Raw genomic sequence first — 19,776 nt, forward strand, 5'->3', positions numbered from 1 at the left:
ATCAGGAAAACGAGGGTTGGCAGGCGAGCAGGGCGGCACCACGTGCGCCACCGGCATCGCCGAACCGTGGCGGCACGATCGGCGGGACCTGCACGCCATTGAACAGATGGGTGGCGATGGCGGCCGGCAGCTGCTGGTACAGCGGCGCGTACTGCGAGAGTCCGCCGCCGAGCACGATCACGTGCGGGTCCAGTGCCAGCACCAGCGCGGCCAGGCTGTGGCCGAGCAGGTCACGATGGATGTCCAGCGCCTTGCGCGCGCGGGCATCGCCGGTTTCGGCCAGCGTGATCACCGCACTGGCGTCGACGGCGCTGCCTCCGAGGTGGCGTTCGATCATGGCCAATCCGCTGCCGGACACATAGCGCTCCACGCAGCCCTGCAGGCCGCAGCCGCAGTCCAGCAGCGGCAGGCCATGGCGCTGCAGCAGATGGCCGGGCACGCTCCAGTGGCCCCATTCGCCGGCCAGGCCGTTGAAGCCGGACAGCAGCCGGCCCTGCAGGCAGAAGCCACCGCCGGCACCGGTGCCGAGGATGGCGCCGAACATGCTGGGGTAGCCATCGGCGGCGCCGCCGTGCGCTTCCGACAGGGCAAAGCACTGCAGGTCATTGCCGAAATGCAGCGAGCGTTGCAGCCGCGCCTGCAGATCCTGCGCCACGCATTGGCCGGTCAGTGCGGGCACGTTCGCGCTGAGCTGGCGGCCGCTGCGGCGGTCACGCACGCCGGGCAGGGCAATGCCGATGGCCGCATCATTCCGGCCCAGCGCGGCGTCGGCCTCGGCCACCAGCGTCACCACGGCCTGCAGGAAACCATCGTAGTCGCCCTGCGGCGTGGCCACGCGGCGGCGCCAGGTGACCTGCATCGCCGCATCGCACGCCACCAGCTCGATCTTGGTGCCGCCGATGTCGATGCCATAGCAGGCGTGGGCGATCAGCTCAGCCATGGTGGATGGTGACGCCCTTGACGACGCGGTTGACGGTGCCGTCCGGGAACGGGTTGTCCGGGGTCAGTCCCAGCGCGGCCGAGCGCTGCAGCGCGAACAGCTGCGCGAAGCCCAGCCACACCGGTGCCAGCCACGGATCGTCCAGCGCCGGTACGGTGAGGGTGTAATCGTCATCGGCGCCGATGTCCGAATGTGGACCGATCGCCAGCACCTGCCCGGCTACGCCATCGCGGCGCAGTTCGTCCAGCAGGTCCTGCTCGTAGCGGCGCGCGAGCGGCTGCACGCTGCGCAGCACCACCACCAGGGTGTTGCCATCCAGCGTCGACTTGGGGCCGTGACGGAAGCCCAGCGGCGTGTTGGCCAGCGCCAGAACGCGGCCAGCGGTCAGCTCCAGCACCTTCAGTGCACACTCGCGGGCCAGCGCTTCCAGCGGGCCGCTGCCAAGGTAGATCACGCGGTTGAACGGGCGCTGCGCAAGCGTTGCCACTGGTGCGTCCCACTGCGCCTGCCCTTCGCGGGCCAGCGCGGCGATCTGCTTCAGGCGCGCCACGCGCGCATCCCACGGCGAGCGATCAAACACCGTCAGTGCCGCCAGCAGCATGCAGGTCAGGCTGCTGGTCATGGCGAAGGCACGGTCGCAGCTGGCCGACGGCATCAGCAGGGTGCACGTATCGCCACGGCCGGCGCCACGGCGGGCCAGTTCGCCATCGGCGTTGCAGGTGATGTCGAGGAAGCGCGCATCGTCCACATCGCTGCGCACGCGATCCACCGCTGCCACGCTTTCCGGGCTGGAGCCACTGCGGCCGAACGACACCAGCAGGGTCGGGCGGTCACGCTGCAGGTACAGCGCCGGGTGGGTCAGCAGGCTGGTGGTGTGCACCACGCGCACCTCGGCCGCCCACTGTGCGTTGATCGCGTCGGCCACCATCTCGGCGATGAAGCCGGAACTGCCGGCGCCGGTGAACAGCACGCGCTGGTTGGGATCGTTGAGGCTGTCGCCGAGGAAGGCCTGCAGGCGGTCGCGGGCACGCGACAGGTCCTGTGCGAGTGCTTCCCACAGCGCAGGCTGCTGGGCGATTTCGGTTGCGGTATCGGCTCCGCCAAGGCGCTGCCAGGCGGACACATCGGAAAGCAGGGTGACGTCCATTCGGAGGTTCCAGTTGGGCCAGCGCACCATCTGTGTTTTCTTTCGAAATGTCAAACATCGAAAGTAAAAAGAAAGAAAATGGCCGAGTGGCTTTCCCAGTCGCGGCATGACCAGGAAAACGAAAGGACGGGTCAAATGCCGTATCGCACAATGCTTAACAGGCGACTGCAAGCGCTTACACAAAGTATTGCGACGCAACAACTTTCGTTTCAATGGAATATATCTTCCTTTTTCCTTTCAATTTGTTGACATCTTTCGAATCGCTGCCCTAGAGTCGGCCCAATCGCTTTCGAAACGCCCGGTGAACGGGTTGGGAGTCCGCGTGGAAAACTGCGTACGTCGCTCGCCGCTGATGCTGGCCCTGTTGCCGGCCTTGATGCTGGCGTCCATGACGGCCAGGGCCGAGCCGGTCGGAAACCTGCGATCGGTCAGCGCCAGCGCCAGCCGCGATGGCGTGCAGGGCTGGGACCTGCAGACCGACAAGGGAGCGCGCATCCGCATTGAACTGCCGGCGACCGACATCATCCGCGTGCAGGCCGGCCGCAACGGCACGTTGACCGGCGCCGGCGACAAAGCCGCACCGATCGTGCTGCCGCAGCCCAAGGCGAACGTGCAGGCGCAGCTGGAAGAAGATGCGCAGGAAATCCGCGTGCGTACCGACGCACTGGTCCTGCATGTGCAGCGGCAACCGCTGCGCCTGCGCCTGGAACGCCTGGACAACGGCCAGCCCACCGCGCTGTGGCAGGAACTGCAGCCGCTGGACCTGGAGGCCACGCAGAGCGTGCAGGTGCTGTCCTCGCAGGCCGATGAGGGCTACTTCGGTGGCGGCCAGCAGAACGGCCGCTATCAGTTCAAGGGCCGCGAGCTGGAGGTGTCCTATTCCGGCGGCTGGGAAGAGGGCGACCGCCCCAGCCCGGCACCCATGCTGCTGAGCAGCCGTGGCTGGGGCATGCTGCGCAATACGTGGAGCGATGGCAGCTACGATCTGCGCGAGGCCGACCAGGCCACGCTGCTGCATCGCGAAGACCGCTTCGATGCCTACTACTTCGTCGGCGCGGACCTGCCCAAGCTGATCGAGCGTTACACCCAGCTGACCGGCCGCCCGAACATGGTGGCGCGCTGGGCGCTGTCCTATGGCGATGCCGACTGCTACAACGACCGCGACAACAGCAAGAAGCCCGGCACCGTGCCCGAAGGCTGGAGCGACGGCCCGACCGGCACCACGCCGGATGTGATCGACAGCGTGGCCAAGCAGTACCGCGCCCACGACATGCCCGGTGGCTGGATCCTGCCCAATGATGGCTACGGCTGCGGCTACAAGCAGTTGCCGGAAACGGTGAAGGGGCTCGCCGGCTACGGCTTCCGCACCGGCCTGTGGACCGAGAACGGCGTCGACAAGATCGCCTGGGAAGTCGGCAAGGCCGGCAGCCGCGTGCAGAAGCTGGACGTGGCCTGGACCGGCAAGGGCTACCAGTTCGCGATGGATGCCAACCGCCAGGCGTTCAACGGCATCCTCGACAACTCCGATTCGCGCCCGTTCCTGTGGACGGTGATGGGCTGGGCCGGTATCCAGCGCTACGCCGTAGCGTGGACCGGCGACCAGAGCAGCAGCTGGGATTACATCCGCTGGCACGTGCCGACCCTGGTCGGTTCGGGCCTGTCCGGCATGGCCTACGCCAGTGGCGACGTCGATGCAATCTTCGGCGGCAGCGCCGAGACCTTCACCCGCGACCTGCAGTGGAAGGCGTTCACCCCGGTGCTGATGGGCATGAGCGGCTGGTCGTCGAACGCGCGCAAGCACCCGTGGTGGTACGACGAGCCGTACCGCAGCATCAACCGCGATTACCTGAAGTTGAAGATGCGCCTGACCCCGTACATGTACGGGCTGGTGCACGAGGCCGCGCAGACCGGCGCACCGCCGGTGCGGGGGCTGATGTGGGACTACCCGCACGACCCGCATGCACAGGATGAGACCTACAAGTACCAGTTCCTGCTCGGCCGCGACCTGCTGGTGGCGCCGGTGTACCGCAGCCAGGCCGCCAGCCGTGGCTGGCGCCGCGACATTCACCTGCCGGCCGGCGGCTGGATCGACTACTGGGACGGCCGCCGCGTGCAGGCCGGTGCCGACGGCCGCCAGCTGGACCGCCAGGTGGACCTGGCCACGCTGCCGGTGTTCGTGCGCGCCGGTGCGATCCTGCCGATGTACCCGTCGATGCTGTTCGACGGCGAAAAGCCGCTCGATGAAGTGACCTTCGACCTGTACCCGCAGGGCGACTCGCAGTACACGTTGTACGAAGACGATGGCAACACGCGCCGCTACCAGCAGGGCGAGTCGAGCACGCAGGTAATCCGCGTGCAGGCGCCTGCACTGGGCAGTGGCCCGGTGCAGGTGCAGATCGATGCGGTGCAGGGCCAGTACAACGGCCAGCTGGCGCAGCGTCGTTATGGCCTGCGCGTGCTCAGCCGGCAGGCGCCACGTGCAGTGCAGGCCGGTGGCCGCGCGTTGCCAGCGCTGGCCGATGCGGCGGCGTTCAACGGTGCGGCTGAAGGCTGGTACTTCGATGCCAAGGAGCGCCGTGGCACGCTGCACGTGCGTACCGCTGTCCAGGACATCCGCCAGCCGCTGCAGCTGCAGCTGGACTTCGCGGCGGCCGCTGCGGCCGCCGACGATGCCTATCCGGCCGCGCCGGTACTCGGCCGCGAACTGCCCGCAGACAGCCTGCTGGTGGTCAACCGCCCGGCCGAGGAGCCCGGCCATGCGCTGGAGAACGCCTTCGATGACGATCCCAACACCTGGTTCCGCAGCGTGCGCAACCAGGCCGTGCGCACTGGCGCGCACGAGTGGGTGATCGGCTTCGGCGAGCGCAGGATGATCGATGGCATCGACATCGCACCGCGCAACGACAAGAACTGGAAGCACGGCCAGGTGCGCGATTACGAGGTGTACCTGGGCGACAGCAATGGCGAGTGGGGCGAGCCGATCGCCCGTGGCCGCCTGCAGCTGAAGGAAGGCGTGCAACGCATCGACTTCCCGGCCCATGCCGGCCGCCTGCTGCGCTTCCGCGTACTGAGCGTGCAGAACCCCGAAGGCGACGGCGCCAGCAGCACCGACCCGATGGTGACCGCCGCCCAGGGCAGCGCCCGCGCGTTCGATGCACTGCAGCCGCGCGACGTCGGCCCGATCGCACTGTCCACCTTCCACATCCTCGAACACCAGGAACCGGAGCGACCGGCCCGGCAGCGCTATCTCTCCGAGCTGCCGGTGCCGGCCGCGCTGGCCAGCCAGCTGCGTACCGACCAGTCCTTCCGTGGCGACGCCGGCATGCGCATGAACGGCCTGCAGTTCCGCCGTGGCCTGGGGGTCGGCGCCAACAGCCGCATCGACCTGCGCCTGCTGGGCGGCTGGCACCTGCTGCGTGCCGACCTCGGCATCGACGACGCCTGCCGCAACGCCGGCGGCCTGCAGTTCCAGGTATGGGGCGACAACCGCCTGCTGTACGACAGCGGCCTGGTGAAGGCGCCCGGCGTGGTCAAGCCGGAGCTGGACATCCGTGGCCTTTCCACCCTGAGCCTGCGCACGCTGGGTGCGCAGGGCAGCCAACCCGCCCAGGTCTGTGCCAACTGGGCCAACGCCGTACTGATCGGCCAGGAGGGCGACTCCGCCAGCATCGTCGCCCCATGACCCCCACGTAACACCGCTCCTCCCCCGCCCCATCCCGACTACGGCCCTCATGGCCGTGGCCCGGGAGCGTTTTGCCCGCCGAACGCCCACGCGCTCACTCAGTTGCGCCGCACCCCTGCCAGGAGAGAACCCCGATGTTGCCCGCCCGCCACCACCGCCCCCCCTGCCGCTCGATCGCTCCGCTGACGCTGGCCATTGCCGGCGCGCTGTTCTCGCTTGCTGCTCCTGCCTTCGCCCAGGAGAGCAAGGACAACGCCACCGACCTCGCCCGTATCGAGGTCACCGGCTCCAACATTCGTCGCACCGACGTTGAAACCGCCTCGCCGGTGCAGGTGATCAGCAAGCAGGACATCCAGAACATGGGTGCGCGCACGCTGCTGCAGGTGCTCGACAACCTGCCGGCCGCTCGCCCCGCGCAGCAGGATGCGCGCTCGCTGTTCACCGGTTCCGATGGTGCCTCGCAGGCCAACCTGCGCGGGTTGGGCGCACAGGGCACACTGGTGCTGCTGAACGGTCGCCGCCTGTCGTACTACGGCGCACCGGCCGGGTTCCAGACCCAGTTCGTCAACATCGATGCGATCCCGGCGGCGGCCATCGAGCGCATGGAAGTACTGACCGACGGCGCGTCGGCCGTGTACGGTACCGACGCGGTGGCCGGCGTGATCAACGTGATCACCAAGCGCAACTTCCAGGGTGCCGAGATCAGCTTCACCAACGACACCTCCTCGCGCATCGATTCCTACGGTGAGCGCCAGGCCAGCATCACCGCCGGCTTCGGTGACCTGGCCGAGAACCGCTTCAACATCTACGGCGCGGTCAACATGTACCGTCGCGACGCGATTCCGCTGAGCGATTTCTACGACAAGCGTCCGGACCAGTACTACGTCAACAACCCGAACTACCTCAATAACCTGCGCCTGGGCGTGGGCAGCAGGCCGGGCGAGTTCAACCCGGGCACCTACTTCGCCTTCGATCCGGTCACCGGCCGCCGCGTGCAGGAAGCTGCGCCGGGCTGCAAGAACGTGTTGACCAGTGAAGCGGCCGGCCCGCGTTGCGTCTGGGAAACCTGGATGAACAACGAGATCGATGCCGGCGCCAAGTCCGAGCGCAACACCGCCTACCTCAACGGCACCTTCCTGGTCGGTGACAACACCGAGATCTTCGCCGAGGCGACCTACACCGACATCGACCTGCGCGCCAACGGCGGCACGCCGCGCACCTACGGCACCACGACCGGCAACCCGACCAGCTGGTTCTCGCGCAACACCGGCAACACCGTCAACCAGTTCCTGTACCCGTTCCTGGGCCCGAACAACGAGTACAACCACGCCAGCCCGCAGTTGAAGGCCATGATGGGCGGCGTGGTCGGCCTGAACTACCTGCTGCAGGATGCCGGCCCGAACTATTTCGGCCAGCGCAATACCGACAAGAGCTATCGTGTGCTGGCGGGCGCACGTGGCAACGTGGGTGACTGGAACTGGGAAACCGCCTTCGCCAGCGCGGGTACCCACTCCACCACCTACCAGACGATCAACGTCAACACCAAGGGCTTCGAGAAGGCGTTCGGGCCGTACACGATCGATCCTGGTACCGGTCGGGTGATCATCTCCGACCACCCGGCGTACAAGTTCGGCGAGATCAGCGAAGCCAACGCCGCGTTGATCCGTGAAGCGTTCCCGACCTTCGACATCCAGTCGTGGACCCGCCTGCATACCCTGGACGGCAAGATCGAAGGACCGCTGTTCCAGCTGCCGGCGGGCGAGATGCGCGCCGCGTTCGGCTTCAACGCCAGCCGTGAGACCTTCTACACCCCGGGCAATGCCGATGCGGCCAATGGCCTGATCACCCAGCAGGGCGGCTCGTGGTTCGACGGCAAGCGCAACACCTACGCGCTGTTCGCCGAGACCGTGGCACCGATCACCGACAAGCTGGAACTGGATGCGGCGGTGCGCGTGGACAAGTACCCGAACTTCAGCGCCAACATCGCGCCGAAGATAGGCTTCAAGTACCAGGCGTTCGATCAGCTGATGCTGCGCGGCACCTATTCCACCGGCTTCCGCGCACCGAGCCTGGCCGAGTCCGGCAACGGCGGCGTGTTCGCCCAGCTCGGTGGCTTCCGTGACGAACTGCGCTGCGGCGAGACCAACGCCATCGCCAACCTGCTGCTGAAGTCGCAGCGGCCGGGTGACGTCGACCTCGGCAAGACCCTGCTGAACGTCGATTGCAGCCGTACCGTCGCGCGCATGACCCAGCCGAACAAGGATCTGAAGCCGGAGAAGGCGAAGATCGCCACCCTCGGCTTCGTCTACGAGCCAGCGAGCTGGCTGTCGGTGTCGGCCGACTACTGGTTCATCTACCGCAACAATGAAATCGTCGCGCCGGATTATCGCCGCATGGAAGACATCATCTCGATGTCGCGCTCGCCGATCACCGACAGCGACCGCGCCAACCTGGCGCAGCTGGCGGCAATGTGCGCCGATCCGGCCAGCGGCGTGAGCTGCCCGGCCACCCTGCCGGGCTACTCCGCCGGCAACGTGGCCAGCGTGGTCGGCCAATACAAGAACCGCGGCAAGACGCTTATCGACGGCTTCGACATCGACGCGCGCAGCCGCTTCTCGCTGGGCGACTGGGGTAATCTGAACATCGGCCTGGCCGCCACCATCGCCAACCGCAACCGCTTCTACATGGATGCGGAGAACGGCTGGTACTACGGCGACGTGGTGGGCTACTACAACAACCCGCGCCTGCGTGCCACGCTCAATGCAGACTGGACCTACAAGCAGGTGACCACCAGCATGTTCGTCAACTACGTGGGTGGCACCAAGTGGGCCACCGACCAGATCGACGAAGAGAGCAACAACAAGGAAACCTGCACCGGCGGTTACCTGGCCCTGCAGAAGAGCAAGTGCGATGGTGCACCGTCGTGGTGGACCGCCAACATGAGCGTCACCTGGCGCCCGGACGATGCGTGGAACCTGAGCTTCACCGTCAAGAACCTGTTCAACCGCCTGCCGTTCTACGATCCGAACAGCTTCCTGGGTGACTCCAGTGACTACGCCACCATCTTCGGTCGTGGTTACAGTGTGACCATCGGCTACCGGTTCAAGTAATTCCGTTTGCGTGACCTGGCGTGCCGGCTGCGGCCGGCACGCTGCCAAGAGGAGAGATGTCTGCCATGAAGCGTAGGGAATTCATCGCGGCCAGTGCCGCTGTCGCCGCCAGCAGCCTGCTGCCGCAGACCCCGGCATGGGCACGCGGGCGCAAGGTGCGTCTGGCCATGATCGGTACCGGCATGCGCGGGCTGGTGCTGCTGAAGGAGCTGGTGCGTCGCGACGACGTCGAAGTGGTTGCCCTGTGCGACATCGAGCCGATCATGCTCGGTCGCGCCATGGAGATGGTGGCGAAGGCCGGCAAGCCCGCGCCGAAGACCTATGGCCAGGATCGTGACACCAACGCGTGGAAGCGCCTGCTGGAACAGAAGGGCATCGATGGCGTGATCATCGCCACGCCGTGGGAGTACCACGCACCAATGGCGATTGCCGCCATGCAGGCCGGCGTGGCCGTGGGCTGTGAAGTGGTGGCCGGCATCACCCTGCAGGACCACTGGGACGTGCTGAAGACCCAGCTGAGCACCGGCACCCCGTACATGCTGCTGGAGAACGTCTGCTACCGCCGCGACGTGATGGCCGCGCTGCAGATGGTGCGCCAGGGCCTGTTCGGCGAACTGGTGCATCTGCAGGCCGGCTACCAGCACGACCTGCGCGGCGTGAAGTTCAATTCCGGCGACCCCAACCAGCCCTACGACAGCGGCGTGGAGTTCGGTCCGAAGGGCTGGAGCGAAGCTCGCTGGCGCACCGAGCATTCGGTGGAACGCAATGGTGAGCTGTACCCCAGCCACGGCATCGGCCCCTGTGCGATGTACACCGGCATCAACCGTGGCAACCGCTTCACCCACATCAACGCCTTCGCGACCAAGGCACGCGGCCTGCACGAATACACCGTGGCCAAGAGTGGCGGCACCACCCACCCCAGCACCCAGGTGAAGTTCAAGCTCGGCGATATCGTCACCACCACGCTGGCGTGCGAGAACGGCGAGACCATTCTGCTGCAGCACGACACCTCGCTGCCGCGCCCGTACTCGATGGGCTTCCGCGTGCAGGGCACCAAGGGCCTGTGGATGGATGTGAACCATTCGATCCACATCGAAGGCCGCAGCCCGCCGCACCAGTGGGAAGAGTTCAAGAAGTACCAGGACGAGTACGAGCACCCGCTGTGGAAGCAGAATGCCGACACCGCCGCCAGCGCCGGCCACGGCGGCATGGACTGGTTCGTCATCCATGCATTTGTTGAAGCGCTCAAAGCCAAGGCACCGATGCCGATCGACATCTACGACGCGGTGACCTGGAGTGCGATCACCCCGTTGAGCGAGCAGTCGATCGCCAACGGTTTCCAGACGCTGGAGTTCCCGGACTTTACTGCTGGTGCGTGGAAGACGCGCAAGCCGATCTTCGCGTTCGACGGTAAGTATTGAGGTTTACACCCTTCCACGCTGTGACGGAGACGCCGGGCACTGCCCGGTGTTTCTGTTTCTGGAGGCATTCGCCTTGTAGAGCCGAGCCCACGCTCGGCTGCTTGTTCGGTCGGCCGCTCGCTTTATCAGAAAACTCTGAAATCCGACCCGCTCCACACTTTATGACTTGAATGTGTAAACGACATCGGAGATAACGTCCCCCATGCGGTCAGACCGCATTCCGGACCAGGGACGATCCGAAGCATGACGTGGTGAGGCAACCGCCCCACGTTCTCGTTCCTGCCGGTGCTGTGTTTGTCCAGGAAGGAGAACAGGGATGTTGGAACGACTGAAGACCATTTCGTGTGCCGCACTGGCGATGATCGCGCTGGGGAGCTTGGCTCCTTGGGGTGCGCAGGCGCAGGAGGTGCAGAAGAAATGGGAGAGCTACCTGTCGATGGGCCAGCCGCGAGCTACCGAAGCGGCGGTGCAGAAGGACATCAAGTCGCTCTTTTCCCAGTACGAAAAGGACAAACCGTTCAATTGGCATGTCAAACGCCAACGCGTCCTTGGAAAGAAGGTCATCTACGATTACCGGGTGAGACCCGAGAAGATCGTTACTACCGACTGGGTCTACATCCACTCAGGGCAGGAGTACTCATCCGAAGATCAGATTCGTAGCGTGATCCTCGCTACCCGCGTCAGCGACCCGCAGTGCCCGGCGACTTCACTCACGGAGGATCCTTGGGTGGAGCTCCTTGGACTTGGCAGGGGCGACGACGGTAGCGTCACCAACGAGGAGAAGAATTTCCATTACACCTTGAACTTCTATCATCAGAGCACTCAAGAATGCTCGTCGATAGTGGGGTGGGAGCATGTGCGCCGGGCCAGAACGGCGCTTTGTCCGAATCGACCGTCCCTGACGTGGAATGAGGCCCTGCAGATGTGCTCTCTGGTCCAGCAGGACGAGCCGCACATGTCGCCCATGCTCTCCTACACAAGCGGGCCGCTGCCGCCGCAGCAGTGTCCTGTTGGTAACCCGTGTGATCCGACCACTGGCGATAAATCCCAGCCTGAGCCGGATTTCAACCTTGGATGGGTGAGCTTCCAACGCCACTATCACTCCCTGACGAGCACGGCGGGCGGCGCGTTGGGTACGGGCTGGACCCATTCCCACAATCTGCGGCTTACCGCAGGCGTAGACGATTCCACCTTCCCTCCCAGCTCCGAACTGAAAGTTGGGCTGATCGGCGCCGATGGCGGGCAGATCGCATTCCAGAAAGTGGGGGCAAGCTACGAAGCCATGGACGGAAGCGGTGATCGCGCGGTCCAGCAGGGCACCAACTGGCAACTTTCACGTGCCGGAGAGCGCATTTATTTTGATGCTGATGGCTTGATGCAGCGCCGTGATTTCGAAGACGGTACTTCGCTGACCTATGCACACGACAGCCGCGGCCGCCTGCTCAGCATCACCCATTCAACCGGTCGGCGCGTGGATGTCCAGTACCTCGCGCCGGGCGACGATTCACTGATCTCGGCCCTGGTGATCGCCGGCCAGCCTGTGGTGAGCTACGCCTATTCTCCGGCCGGGGAACTGATCACCGCGACCTATGCCGACGGTGCCAGCCGTACCTATCACTATGAGGACGCCCGCTTCCCGGGCTACCTGACCGGCGTGACCGCCGAAGACAACCAGCGCTACAGCTGGTACGGCTATGACACGCAAGGGCGAGTCACCTGCAGCCGCCATTCCGGCGATTGCAGCCAAGCCGACGTGGGCATTGATGGCGTGCGCCTGGAGTACACCCCGGCAGGCACCACCATCGTCACCGACGCACTGGGCAAGCAGAGCACCTACGCCTTGACCGCCAGCGGTACCAGCGGCCTTCCGCGCAAGGTCAATGGCATCACCGAAAGCAACGGCAGCATCACTCGCGCCTATCTGCCCGAGGGGACCGATTTCCGGCGTCGGCTGCAGTCGGTGACCGATCGCCGTGGCGTCGTTACCAACTACGCCTATGCGGAGGCCAGCGACGCTGTCGCAGGTGCTGTCAGTGTGACCACCACCACCGAAGCGGCCGGTACTCCAGACCAGCGCATCAGCGAAACGCGCGTGGCCATGGACAGCAATCGGCTGGTGCAGCAGACCGTCGGTAACCGTGAGATCCGCATCGCACGCAACGCGCGCCTCCAGCCAACCACCATCACCGTGCGCGACAGGGTGACAGGTGATACCCGCATCACCACGCAGACCTACTGTGAGGCCGAAGGGCCGGAGTGCCCGCTGGTGGGACTGCTGCGTAGCGTGGATGGCCCACGCAGTGATGTGGCGGATGTCTCCACCTATGCCTACTACACCGCAGACGACGCGGGATGCGCGACCAGTGGTGCCTGCAGTTATCGCAAGGGCGACCTGCGCAGCGTGACCAATGCGCTGGGCCAGACGGTCGAGACCTTGGCCTACGACGCGTTCGGGCGGCCGTTGTCGGTCAAGGATGCCAACGGCGTGGTCACCGATTACACCTACCATGCGCGCGGCTGGCCGACCTCGGTCACCGTGCGCGGTGCCACCACAGCCGAGGACCGGGTGACCCAGATCAGCTACTGGCCGACCGGCCAGGTGCAGCAGGTCACCGAGCCGGACGGCAGCAGTGTCACCTATGTCTATGACGCCGCCCAGCGCTTGACCGATATTGCGGACAACAGCGGCAACACGATCCACTACGTATTGGACAACGCCGGCAACCGCCTCAAGGAAGACACGCTGGATGCAGGCGGCACCCTGCGCCGTACCCTGGCGCGGACGTTCAACACGCTTGGCCAGCTGACCGCGCTGAAGGATGCGGGCAACCACGCCACCGGCTTTGCCTACGATGCCAACGGCAACCCACAGACGGTGACCGATGCCCTGCAGCGCGTGACCAGCCAGCAGTACGATCCGTTGAACCGCTTGGCGCAGACCCTGCAGGACGTCGGCGGCGTCGCGGCGGAGATCCGCAGCCAGTACAACGCGCTGGACCAGGTCACCCAGGTCACCGACCCGAAGGGCCTGCATACGACCTATGCCTACAACGGTTTCGGTGAGCTGACCGGGCAGGTCAGCCCGGACAGTGGCGCCAGCAGCTTCACTGTGGATGCGGCGGGCAACCGCAAGACGGCCACCGATGCGCGCGGCGTCACCGCCACCTATCACTACGATGCGCTCAACCGCCTGATTGGCATTGCCTATCCGGATCCCAATCTGGATGTCGGCTATAGCTATGACGTGGCGCCGGCCGCCTGTGCCGCCGACGAACGCTTTGCCAAGGGACGTCTGGGGCAGGTGCTGCATGCCAATGGCAGCACCCAGTACTGCCACGACCGCTTCGGCCAGGTCACCCGCAAGGTGCAGACCGTCAATGGTGTCGCCAGCACGCTGCGCTATGCCTACAGCAAGTCGGGGCGCCTGACTGCGTTGACCTACCCCGACGGCAGCGTGGCCGACTACGTGCGCGATACCCAGGGCCGCATCAGCCAGATCGGCCTGACCCGGCCCGGCCAGGCACGCCAGATCGTGGTGAACAACGTGACCTATGCGGCCTTCGGCCCGGCGACCGGCTGGACCTACGGCAACGGCCGCCAGCTGCAGCGTCCGCTGGATCTGGACTATCGCCCGCAGGCGGTGCATGACCCCGCGGCAGGCGGCCTGTCGCTGGGCTATGGCTATGACCCGGTCGGTTCGATCACCGAACTGAAGAACGGCACAGGCTCGACGGTGCTGGCCAAGTACGCCTACGACGCGCTGGGTCGCCTGACCCAGACCCAGGACGGGACGACAGGCACGCCGATTGAAACCTATGCCTACGACGCCACCGGCAATCGCACCGCGCTGACCACCTCGGCAGGCACCGCCAGCTACACCTATCCCGCAACCAGCCACCGGCTGACCGCCGTGGACGGCGAAGCGCGCAACCATGACGCAGCGGGGAATACCACCAGCATCGGCAGCAAGACGTTCACCTACAGCGATGCCAACCGCATGAACGCGGTGAAGCAGGGCAATGCCACACTGGAAAGCTACGGTTACAACCATCGCGGTGAACGCGTACTGCGTACCCCGGGTAGTGGCGCAGCGCAGATCACCCTGTACGACGAAGCAGGGCAGTGGCTGGGCAACTACTCGGCTACGGGCCAGGCGCAGCAGCAGGCCATCTGGCTGGACAACTATCCGGTAGCGCTGATCAACGTGCCGAGCGCCGGCGTGCCGGAACTGACCTACGTGCAGCCGGATCATCTGGGTACGCCGCGCGTGGTGATCGATCCGGTGCGCGATGTCGCGATCTGGGAGTGGAGCAACAAGAGCGAAGTGTTCGGCAACCAGATTCCGAGTGCCGACCCGGATGGCGATGGCGTGGCATTCGAGCTGGCACTGCGCTTCCCGGGCCAGCAGGCCACGGATGCGAGTGGGTTGTTCTACAACTACCAGCGTGAGTATGAACCAATGGTGGGGCGGTACTCGCAGAGTGATCCGATTGGTTTGGTTGGAGGCATCAGTACTTATTCATATGTGAGTGGGAACCCTGCGTCTGCTTTGGATCGTCTTGGCTTACAGTCCGGTGCAGCTCGGGCTATGCGATTGCCACCTCCAGCGTATCGGCCTGGAAGTGGTTACCAGCAGTGGAATCCTGACCTCCCGGGCTATGGGGAAGGGCAAGCTCCTGCGCCATACATTGATATGAGTCCGATCCACTCGCCAATCGATGCTTTCATTGGTGCGACGGTAAGTTTGCCAGTAATCGTGGATGCTCTCGCCAACCTCTACTTCAGCAAGAAAAAGGACGGTGCGCGATCCAAGCCTACGAACTGTCCAGTAGGAACACTCCCTATAGACACGGCCAAAAAATCCTTCGGGCTTGATCATGGTGCCGTTGAAACCATTAAGGAAGGTTCCGCTGCTAGCCCGACGCACTGGACTGGTATAGCCCCAAATGGCGATATTTGGGTTGGGACGCAGGACGGCAAAGGTAGAATAGAGGGGAATATTAGTGATTATGGTTTTGGGAGGTGATGCGTGAGTGGTCTTTTGGTGAATATTTCACTTAGGTTTTTCCATCCCTCTGTTTCTGCTGAATCCATTAGGGAGGAAATTGGTTTGGAGTCCCGCTTTGCCCGCAGTGCAGGCGAGCCTAGACCAGCTCGGCAGGGTGAGGATCAGCAGCTCTATGAATTTACCTATCTATCTATTCCTCTCGCGAGGAAGGTGAATGTCGAGTTGGATGAGGAGATCTCCCGTTGGTGCGATTTTCTGATAAACAAGCGTGAGTTCATTGGCCACATCACAGATACGGGAGGGAGGGCAGAATTCTATATCAGCATCTTTGTGGGCGGACTTGGCGGATTTGAACTGGATCGTGCAGTTCTCACCAGAGTCACAACTTTGGGCCTCGGTTTGGCGGTGGAAATTTACCCGCCTTCGGGCGACGAGACGTAGAGCGCCTCGGGTGCGCGGTCGAATCGGCTGCATCGGTAATGTGGTCGGCAGAGGGGATGTCATCTATCTATCCCTGGATCCAGATGCGGTTCTGGAGGAGGACGTCTGGGAACTGGCCGCATTGTTCAGGAGGTATCGGATTCCACTGGCCCAGCTGCGAACGCTGGAGGCAGGCAGGTACTTTCGAGCGCTGCGCGATGCCTTGCGCGAGTAGGGCGCCAAGCGGGAGGCAAGGTGCATGAGCTCCCGCACTCCTCCACAAAAGAACGCGATCAGCCTGCACGCCCTCGGAGAGGTACAAGATGAAAGCCAGGCAGATTCTTCGGTACGGGCTGGCCAACGCGGTGTCGTGTGGAGCACTCTGGCTGTTCCTGCACTTTGTGGGCAGGGCGCTTTACGCCTTCGACTCACATCGAGTTTTCTTCTGGCTGTACGCCGTCAGCCTTCTGTTGCTGGGAATCTGCGCACGGGTTCCCGCCGCGGGCCGCCTTACGGTCAGGCGGCTTGCCAAGGGGGCTGGCTTGGGGCTGCTCGCGGGCCTTCTGGCCCAGGTCGTGGTGCTTGTACTGGAAGCCTATAGATTCAGCGGATTCAGCCCATCGCTGCTCTGGCAGGTACCGGTTTCGCTGACGGTGATGAGCGTCGTGCTGCTCACGCCGCTCTGGGGCGTAGTGCTGGTTGCCCTCACTGCCGAACACCGCCGCGACAACAACCCACATCAGGCCTCGAAGCCATGAAGCACCTGACCGCCTTCTGCCTCGTGGTTGCACTGACATCCTGTGCAGCGCATCCGAACCGCACCACGAAGTGTCCGCCGGCCCATTTCACCTACGTCGGCACCGAGAGCGTCGACGGACTGACCTACGGGCGCTTCCAGGTCACCCACAATGCTGATCAGCCGCTTCAGCTGTGGGTGGATGAGAGACGCAGGTTGAACCCAAGGACCGCTCGCGCAGAAATGAGGCGCACAGGCGAGGATGCCTGGCGGCCTTACAACGTGATCCTTGAGGAAATCACACCGGGAGCGATCGGGCTGTCGATCGGGCAGGATGAACAGCAGAGCGTTCTGTTCGATGGTGATGGCCTGTTCCTGCCCGGCGCATCCAGCGCGGGCGCGAATTACTCCATCGTGGTACAGGACGCTGCCGGTTGCGAGCATCGCTCGGCAACGTTCATTCCCTGACATTTCTGGCGGCGCGCCGGCCAGGCAACGAAGGAAAAATGGCGCGCCCGGAGGGATTCGAACCCCCGACCAATGGCTTCGGAAGCCACTACTCTATCCGGCTGAGCTACGGGCGCGTTGTAGAACCGCCGCGCCGTCGGCCAGTGCCGGGGCGGGCATCGCAGCGCCATGAGGCGGTGCGGGACCGGCATTCTATCCAGTTTCGTCGAACAAATCTCCCCCCACCGGCAAAGCCCTGCCAGAGGGGCAGGAGTATCCTATCGCCATGGCTGATACCCCCCTCACTTCGCCGCAGTCGCAGGCGACGCCGCGTTGGCGGCATTACTGGAGTCTGATGCGCGCTGATCGCCCGATCGGCACGTTGCTGCTGCTGTGGCCCACGTGGTGGGCGTTATGGCTGGCTGCCGGCGGCCTGCCGCCGCTGTGGACGCTGTTCGTGTTCACCGCCGGCGTGTGGCTGACCCGCTCGGCCGGTTGCGTCATCAACGACTACGCTGACCGCTGGCTCGACCCGCATGTGGAGCGCACCAAGGCGCGGCCGCTGGCCACCGGCGCGATCAGCGGTCGCGCAGCGCTGGCGCTGTTCGCCGTACTGATGCTGGTGGCCTTCGGCCTGGTGCTGACCCTGAACGGGCTGACCATCGGCCTGAGCTTCATCGGCGTGTTCCTGGCCGCCAGCTATCCGTACCTGAAGCGCTACACCCATCTGCCGCAGGTCTACCTGGGCATGTCGTTCGGCTGGGGCATCCCGATGGCGTTCGCCGCCGTGCAGGGCGAGGTGCCGATGCTGGGCTGGCTGCTGTATGCCGGCAACATCCTGTGGTCCACCGCCTACGACACCTGGTATGCCATGGTCGACCGCGAGGACGACCTGAAGATGGGCTCGCACTCCACCGCGATCCTGTTCGGCGATCTCGATCTGGTCATCCAGGGCGTGCTGTACGCGCTGTTCCTGGCCACCATGGCGCTGGTTGGCGTGCGCGGCGGGCTGGGTGGCTACTACCTGGCCGGCGTGGCCGTGGCCACCGCGCTGGTGGTGTACGAATTCTGGATCTGCCGCAACCGCGAGCGCGGCCCGTGTTTCAAGGCGTTCCTGCACAACAACTGGGTCGGCGCCGCGCTGTTTGCCGGTATCGCCGTGGACCTGGCGCTGCGTTGAACCTACGGCGGGGTAGAGCCGGCCGCTGGCCGGCTGCACCCGTGCGCGATCCCGAGTTTGCCGGCCAGCGGCCGGCACTACCGCCACCTACGACCAATAGGTGGCAGACAGCCCACACCCCACCGCCCAGAATCGGTCCATCGAACCTGGGAGGGTAGGCGATGGCCTCGACGGCAGCAGTACAGGACGGCTGGATGGCGCGCGCAGCGCTGCGCTCGGCCGCCTGGGCGGAAAAGTGGTTCCCCGATGCGTACGTGTTCGCGGTGCTGGGCGTGGTCATCGTCGCACTGGCCGCGATGGGCTTCGGTTCGACCCCTCAGGCCACCGCCAGCGCCTTTGGTGACGGCTTCTGGAGCCTGATCCCCTTCACCATGCAGATGGCCTTCGTGGTCATCGGCGGCTACGCCGTGGCGACCGCGCCGGTGGTCGCACGCTTCATCGACTTCCTGGCCCGGGTGCCGCGCACCGGTCGCGGTGCGGTGGTGTACGTGGGCCTGGTCAGCATGCTCGCCTCGCTGCTCAGCTGGGGCTTCTCGCTGGTGTTCGGTGGCCTGCTGGTCCGCGCGCTGGCCCGTCGCACCGAACTGCGCATGGACTACCGCGCCGCCGGTGCGTCGGCCTATCTCGGCCTGGGCGCAGTGTGGGCGATGGGGCTGAGCTCGTCGGCCGCACAGTTGCAGGCCAACCCGGCCAGCATGCCGCCGGGGCTGGTGGAGATCACCGGCGTATTGCCGTTCACCGAAACCATCTTTCTGTGGCAGTCGATCGCCCTGACCGCAGTGCTGATCCTTGTCTCGCTGCTGATCGCCTGGCTGACCGCGCCTGCAGCCGGCAGTGCGCGTACCGCCGAGGAATTTCCCGGCGCTGCGCAGGCCGAGCCGGAACCGCTGCAGCGACGCACGCGCCCGGGCGAATGGCTGGAATACAGCCCGTTGCTGACCGTGCTGCTCTCGCTGCTGGCGTTCGGCTGGCTGTTCAACGAGTTCGCCAACAAGCCGGTGGTCACTGCCATCGCCAACCTCAACACCTACAACTTCCTTTTCATTTCGCTGGGCCTGCTGCTGCACTGGCGCCCGCGCAGCTTCCTCAACGCGGTGGCCAAGGCGGTGCCGAGCACCACCGGCGTGCTGATCCAGTTCCCGCTGTACGGCGGTATCGCGATGATCCTCACCCACGCCGCCGGTGGTGACGGGCAGACCCTGGCGCACCGGCTGTCGAGCCTGTTCGTGCACGTGGCCAGCACCGATTCGTTCGCGCTGGTGATGGGCATCTACTCGGCGGTGCTGGGCTTCTTCGTGCCGTCCGGTGGCGGCAAGTGGATCATCGAGGCGCCGTACGTGATGCAGGCCGCCAACGAGCTGAAGGCGCACCTGGGCTGGGCAGTGCAGGTCTACAACGCGGCCGAAGCGCTGCCGAACCTGATCAACCCGTTCTGGATGCTGCCATTGCTGGGCGTGCTGGGGCTGAAGGCACGCGACATCGTGGGCTTCACCTTCATCCAGTTGCTGGTGCACATCCCGCTGGTGCTGGGCCTGTTGTGGCTGCTGGGCATGACCCTGGCGTATGTGCCGCCGGTGATGCCGTGAGTGCAGGGCTGGCGTCCGTGCGCGAGCAGGACGCCAGCTCCGTTCAGCGCGTGTTTCCTGCAGAGCACGCCATGAATGCGCGCAGTCGCGCTGACGGCA

The 19,776-nt window shown here is 65.0% G+C and carries 11 protein-coding genes and 1 tRNA gene; 9 read left to right on the plus strand and 3 right to left on the minus strand.

Annotation, left to right across the window (positions count from 1 at the left end):
- Position 1: 1 nt before the first annotated feature.
- Both AC5P74_RS00890 and AC5P74_RS00895 read right to left on the minus strand, forming a co-directional pair.
- Positions 2–940: an ROK family protein gene (locus AC5P74_RS00890; RefSeq protein WP_053496824.1), complete on the minus strand. Its 939-nt coding sequence runs from the start codon at positions 938–940 to the stop codon at positions 2–4.
- Positions 933–2,087: an SIS domain-containing protein gene (locus AC5P74_RS00895; RefSeq protein ID WP_065177898.1), complete on the minus strand. Its 1,155-nt coding sequence runs from the start codon at positions 2,085–2,087 to the stop codon at positions 933–935. Before AC5P74_RS00895 ends, AC5P74_RS00890 begins: the two co-directional genes overlap by 8 nt.
- Positions 2,088–2,409: 322 nt before the next feature.
- Here AC5P74_RS00895 and AC5P74_RS00900 point away from each other — a divergent pair, with 322 nt between their 5' ends.
- From AC5P74_RS00900 to AC5P74_RS00930, 7 genes are all read left to right on the plus strand, one after another.
- Positions 2,410–5,769, plus strand: a complete 3,360-nt coding sequence (locus AC5P74_RS00900; RefSeq protein WP_346607429.1) for a TIM-barrel domain-containing protein — start codon at positions 2,410–2,412, stop codon at positions 5,767–5,769.
- Positions 5,770–5,903: 134 nt separating this feature from the next.
- On the plus strand, positions 5,904–8,879 hold the full coding sequence (locus AC5P74_RS00905) for a TonB-dependent receptor domain-containing protein (protein ID WP_262220244.1): 2,976 nt from the start codon (positions 5,904–5,906) through the stop codon (positions 8,877–8,879).
- 65 nt (positions 8,880–8,944) lie between these two features.
- Positions 8,945–10,300, plus strand: a complete 1,356-nt coding sequence (locus AC5P74_RS00910; protein WP_053500947.1) for a Gfo/Idh/MocA family protein — start codon at positions 8,945–8,947, stop codon at positions 10,298–10,300.
- Between the two features lie 316 nt (positions 10,301–10,616).
- Entirely contained in the window at positions 10,617–15,326 is a 4,710-nt protein-coding gene (locus AC5P74_RS00915; protein WP_346607417.1) for an RHS repeat-associated core domain-containing protein, read from the plus strand.
- A 3-nt stretch (positions 15,327–15,329) separates the two neighbouring features.
- Complete coding sequence (locus AC5P74_RS00920) at positions 15,330–15,749, plus strand: DUF4279 domain-containing protein (RefSeq protein WP_134955282.1); 420 nt, start codon at positions 15,330–15,332, stop codon at positions 15,747–15,749.
- Positions 15,750–16,051: 302 nt separating this feature from the next.
- Positions 16,052–16,486, plus strand: coding sequence for a hypothetical protein (locus AC5P74_RS00925; protein ID WP_188217881.1), 435 nt, complete (start codon positions 16,052–16,054; stop codon positions 16,484–16,486).
- Positions 16,483–16,932: a Rossmann-fold NAD(P)-binding domain-containing protein gene (locus AC5P74_RS00930; protein ID WP_053497349.1), complete on the plus strand. Its 450-nt coding sequence runs from the start codon at positions 16,483–16,485 to the stop codon at positions 16,930–16,932. The genes AC5P74_RS00925 and AC5P74_RS00930 overlap by 4 nt, the downstream gene beginning before the upstream one ends.
- A 39-nt stretch (positions 16,933–16,971) precedes the next feature.
- On the opposite strand, the gene AC5P74_RS00935 is transcribed toward AC5P74_RS00930, so the two are convergent.
- Positions 16,972–17,048: transfer RNA gene (locus tag AC5P74_RS00935), tRNA-Arg, on the minus strand.
- A 149-nt stretch (positions 17,049–17,197) separates the two neighbouring features.
- Here AC5P74_RS00935 and ubiA point away from each other — a divergent pair.
- The gene (gene ubiA, locus AC5P74_RS00940) at positions 17,198–18,091 is read left to right on the plus strand and encodes a 4-hydroxybenzoate octaprenyltransferase (protein ID WP_053497351.1); all 894 of its coding nucleotides are present in this window, start codon (positions 17,198–17,200) and stop codon (positions 18,089–18,091) included.
- 161 nt (positions 18,092–18,252) lie between these two features.
- Entirely contained in the window at positions 18,253–19,677 is a 1,425-nt protein-coding gene (locus AC5P74_RS00945) for a short-chain fatty acid transporter (protein WP_170944951.1), read from the plus strand.
- Positions 19,678–19,776 lie beyond the last annotated feature (99 nt).

This window comes from Stenotrophomonas sp. YJH_SMC_94-11 (assembly GCF_059370435.1).

Excerpts from the sequence above, each read along its gene's own strand:
- AC5P74_RS00895 (WP_065177898.1), bottom strand. The coding sequence starts at position 2,087 with ATGGACGTCACCCTGCTTTCCGATGTGTCCGCCTGGCAGCGCCTTGGC.
- ubiA (WP_053497351.1), top strand. The coding sequence starts at position 17,198 with ATGGCTGATACCCCCCTCACTTCGCCGCAGTCGCAGGCGACGCCGCGT.
- AC5P74_RS00905 (WP_262220244.1), top strand. The coding sequence starts at position 5,904 with ATGTTGCCCGCCCGCCACCACCGCCCCCCCTGCCGCTCGATCGCTCCG.
- AC5P74_RS00930 (WP_053497349.1), top strand. The coding sequence starts at position 16,483 with ATGAAGCACCTGACCGCCTTCTGCCTCGTGGTTGCACTGACATCCTGT.
- AC5P74_RS00890 (WP_053496824.1), bottom strand. The coding sequence starts at position 940 with ATGGCTGAGCTGATCGCCCACGCCTGCTATGGCATCGACATCGGCGGC.
- AC5P74_RS00925 (WP_188217881.1), top strand. The coding sequence starts at position 16,052 with ATGAAAGCCAGGCAGATTCTTCGGTACGGGCTGGCCAACGCGGTGTCG.
- AC5P74_RS00945 (WP_170944951.1), top strand. The coding sequence starts at position 18,253 with ATGGCCTCGACGGCAGCAGTACAGGACGGCTGGATGGCGCGCGCAGCG.
- AC5P74_RS00910 (WP_053500947.1), top strand. The coding sequence starts at position 8,945 with ATGAAGCGTAGGGAATTCATCGCGGCCAGTGCCGCTGTCGCCGCCAGC.
- AC5P74_RS00915 (WP_346607417.1), top strand. The coding sequence starts at position 10,617 with ATGTTGGAACGACTGAAGACCATTTCGTGTGCCGCACTGGCGATGATC.